This window comes from Trichococcus sp., from assembly GCF_049589555.1.
GTDB lineage: Bacteria > Bacillota > Bacilli > Lactobacillales > Aerococcaceae > Trichococcus.
Genome location: NZ_JBAWAZ010000183.1, coordinates 1 through 3,333, shown reverse-complemented (window position 1 = coordinate 3,333; position 3,333 = coordinate 1). Strand labels below are relative to the sequence as shown.

General features: G+C 42.5%; 4 protein-coding genes. All 4 read right to left on the bottom strand.

From position 1 onward, the window contains the following. Nucleotides 1–397 precede the first annotated feature (397 nt). Nucleotides 398–1,744 (bottom strand): glucose-6-phosphate isomerase, encoded by a 1,347-nt coding sequence (locus WBV27_RS07165; RefSeq protein WP_424200699.1) that lies wholly within the window; start codon nucleotides 1,742–1,744, stop codon nucleotides 398–400. Nucleotides 1,745–1,800: 56 nt separating this feature from the next. Beyond that, a complete protein-coding gene (locus tag WBV27_RS07160; protein WP_424200697.1) occupies nucleotides 1,801–2,184 on the bottom strand; it encodes a hypothetical protein in 384 nt (127 codons plus the stop codon). After that, nucleotides 2,184–2,615: a CvfD/Ygs/GSP13 family RNA-binding post-transcriptional regulator gene (locus WBV27_RS07155; RefSeq protein WP_424200695.1), complete on the bottom strand. Its 432-nt coding sequence runs from the start codon at nucleotides 2,613–2,615 to the stop codon at nucleotides 2,184–2,186. Before WBV27_RS07155 ends, WBV27_RS07160 begins: the two co-directional genes overlap by 1 nt. 207 nt (nucleotides 2,616–2,822) lie before the next feature. Beyond that, on the bottom strand, nucleotides 2,823–3,333 hold a 511-nt coding region (locus WBV27_RS07150; protein ID WP_424200693.1), incomplete at its 5' end, for a peptidylprolyl isomerase.

The following is a 3,333-nucleotide window of genomic DNA, read 5'->3' as shown; positions in this document are numbered from 1 at the left end:
TGATAACATCGTTTCATCTTGCTGTCAACAATGATTTTCATCTTGCCGTTGCCTTACAAAAGACAACTTCATAATACTATCATCATTTCAAACCTGTGTCAAACAGATTTCAGAACAAAACGCATCGGATTACCGAGGAACTAAACTTTACCACAAAAATGTAAGCCTTGTCAACAGCAGTGCATCAGCATCGTTATGGATCCGTCATTTTATTTGATGTGTTATTTAAAAAACTAAATTCAGTTGGTTACGCAACTCCAGCGAAGCCATCCTCGGCGGTATTTTCGGTCCAATCAACTCGAATTCCTCCGATAAGCCTCCCCACCGAGTACTCTTTAAGCTTTTTCGGCACAAAAAAAAGCGGACAACGAATCGTCCGCTTCAAGCAATTTGTAGCTTAAAGTCTGTCGTTTAATTCTTTAGCCAATTCTTCGAATCCAGGTTTGCCAAGAAGAGCAAACATGTTTTTCTTGTAAGCTTCAACACCTGGTTGGTCGAATGGGTTCACGCCATTCAGGTAACCAGAGATACCTACTGCGATTTCGAAGAAGTATACAAGATAACCTAATGAATAAGCATCCATTTCAGGCATAGTAACCAACAAGTTTGGTACGCCGCCGTCTGTATGTGCCAACAATGTGCCTTGGTAAGCTTTTGTATTTACGAAATCTACATCTTTGCCTTCAAGGTAGCCTAAGCCGTCCAAGTCTTCTGCGCTCAAAGGAATTTGGATCGTTTTGCGTGGTTTCGCAACTTTAACGACTGTTTCAAAGATATTTCTTTGTCCATCTTGGATGGATTGGCCGATTGAGTGCAAATCTGTAGAGAAGTTCGCGCTGGTTGGATAAATACCTTTTTGGTCTTTACCTTCAGATTCGCCGAACAGTTGTTTCCACCATTCTGACAGATATTGCATGCCTGGTTCATAGTTAGCCAAAATTTCAGTCACTTTGCCTTTACGGTAAAGGATGTTGCGGATAGCTGCGTATTGGTAGGCTACGTTAGTTGTCAAATCAGGATTCATGTATGCTTCACGGGCATCAGCAGCACCTTGCATCAACGCATCGATATCAGCTCCGCTGACAGCGATCGGAAGAAGGCCAACTGGTGTCAATACAGTGAAACGTCCACCAACATCATCAGGAATTACGAAAGTTTCGTACCCTTCCATGTCCGCTTCATGCTTCGCTGCGCCTCTTGCTTTGTCTGTGGTAGAGTAAATGCGTTTTACTGCTTCTTCTTTACCATACTTTTTGATCAACAATTCTTTGAAGACGCGGAAAGCAATCGCCGGTTCAGTTGTTGTACCTGATTTTGAAATCATGTTCACTGAGAAATCACGATCACCGATCACTTCGATCAAGTCAGCTAAATAAGTTGAGCTGATGCTGTTTCCTGCAAAGAAAATTTGTGGTGTTTTGCGGTCTGCAGTTGTCTGAACGTTATAGAAAGTGTTGTTCAGGAAATCAATTGCAGCACGAGCTCCTAAATAAGAACCTCCGATACCGATAACAACCAAAACTTCTGAATCGGATTGGATTTTTTTCGCTGCTGCTTTGATGCGCGCGAATTCTTCTTTATCATAATCTTTAGGCAGATCGATCCAGCCAGTGAAGTCGCTCCCTGGGCCTGTACCTTCACGAAGCGCTTTGTCAGCGGCTGTTACTTGGTACTGGATGTAGTCCAATTCGTGTTGCGCAAAAAATTCCAAAGCTTTAGAGTAATCAAATTGAATGTGTGACATTTAATATCCTCCTAATTTGTTTTTATAAAATGATTACTGACATGAAATAAGGCACCTTAATGGTAGATAGGTACGCTGTCCAATTCCAAGTCAGTAAGTATTTCCGAGATTTCCGAAGATTTTTTCCATGCGAACTTGCCTGGTTCGTTCAGTAAGCTGTCCAAATCGGAAGGTTTTTCTAATGAATCGAAAACAAACAGAGGCATGTTTTTGCCATTCCCTCTCATATTCGTCAAGTCAAGCAATCGCAATGACTCAGATTCAATGTCAACATGGGCCAGCAAGACTTCCATTATAGATCCTAAAGGGGATTTTCCGCTTTCGGATAAGTTTACACTAGGTAGGCTGTAGGATTCGTTTTCTGTGTTTACCAGAAAGTAAGTCGCTCCCGCCTCATTAGTGACCATAATAGTCCCTGCCACTATGTTTTCTTTTATCATCATGAATGTCCCCTTTCACCGGAAGTCGTATAGACAGGATTATTCCCTGTCGATTTCCTGACTTTCTCGTCTTCTTTGGCCTCTTCGATCCAGGTAGGCATCATTTCTTTCAAGGTCTCAAAACCAATCTGCGGTAAATATCTTCTTTTTCTTTTCTTTCTTTTTGCCGGGTAACTCGGTGTCGCCAACTTTTCCATAGCTCTAAGAGACAGGCTTATTTTTCCTGTATACTCATCGATATCTATGATTTTGGCTTCCACTTCATCGTCGATTTGTATGAATTCGTCAAGGTTGGTCACATACCCATGCCTGCATTCGGATATATGGATCAGGCCTTGCGTATTCTTGTCCAATGAAATGAACACGCCATAGGATTGGATACCTGTTACACTGCCTTCAATTATGTCTCCGATTTTATATTCCATTTTCATTCATAATTCCCCTCACAGTACCAGATAATTATACCACGTGCCTAGATGAAAGGATAGAATTTCTGATGCAACTTTGATCAGAAGCAACTCTTAGGCGGCGTCAAAGCGATTACTACCTTGAAAACACTCCAGTAGTGTTAGGAGTGGCAGAAACAAGATAATCTTATCCATAAAGAAAAAGGGGCATTTTTCGTGCCCCTCATACTATTATAAAATCGTGATGCTCTCGATGACAACGTCTTCGACAGGTTTGTCTTGAGCGCCTTTTTTCACGCCTTCGATAGCGTAGACTGTGTCCATGCCGGCTTCCACTTGTCCGAATACGGTATGTTTTTGATCCAACCAAGGTGTTCCGCCTTTTGCAGCGTATGCATCGATGATTTCTTTAGGCCATCCGCCAGCTTCCAATTGAGCTAACATTGTCATAGGCACTTCTTTAGCGGTAACGATGAAAAATTGGCTGCCGTTTGTGTTCGGGCCAGCATTTGCCATCGACAACGCGCCATTCAGGTTGAAAAGACTCGTCGAGAATTCATCTTTAAAAGAATCGCCCCATACACTTGAGCCGCCCATACCAGTTCCTGTAGGGTCGCCGCCTTGGATCATGAAGTCATTGATGACACGGTGGAAAATGATGCCGTCATAATAGCCGCTTTCAGCTAAACCCAAGAAGTTTTCGACTGTTTTTGGCGCCAAATCAGGGAATAAACGGATTGTG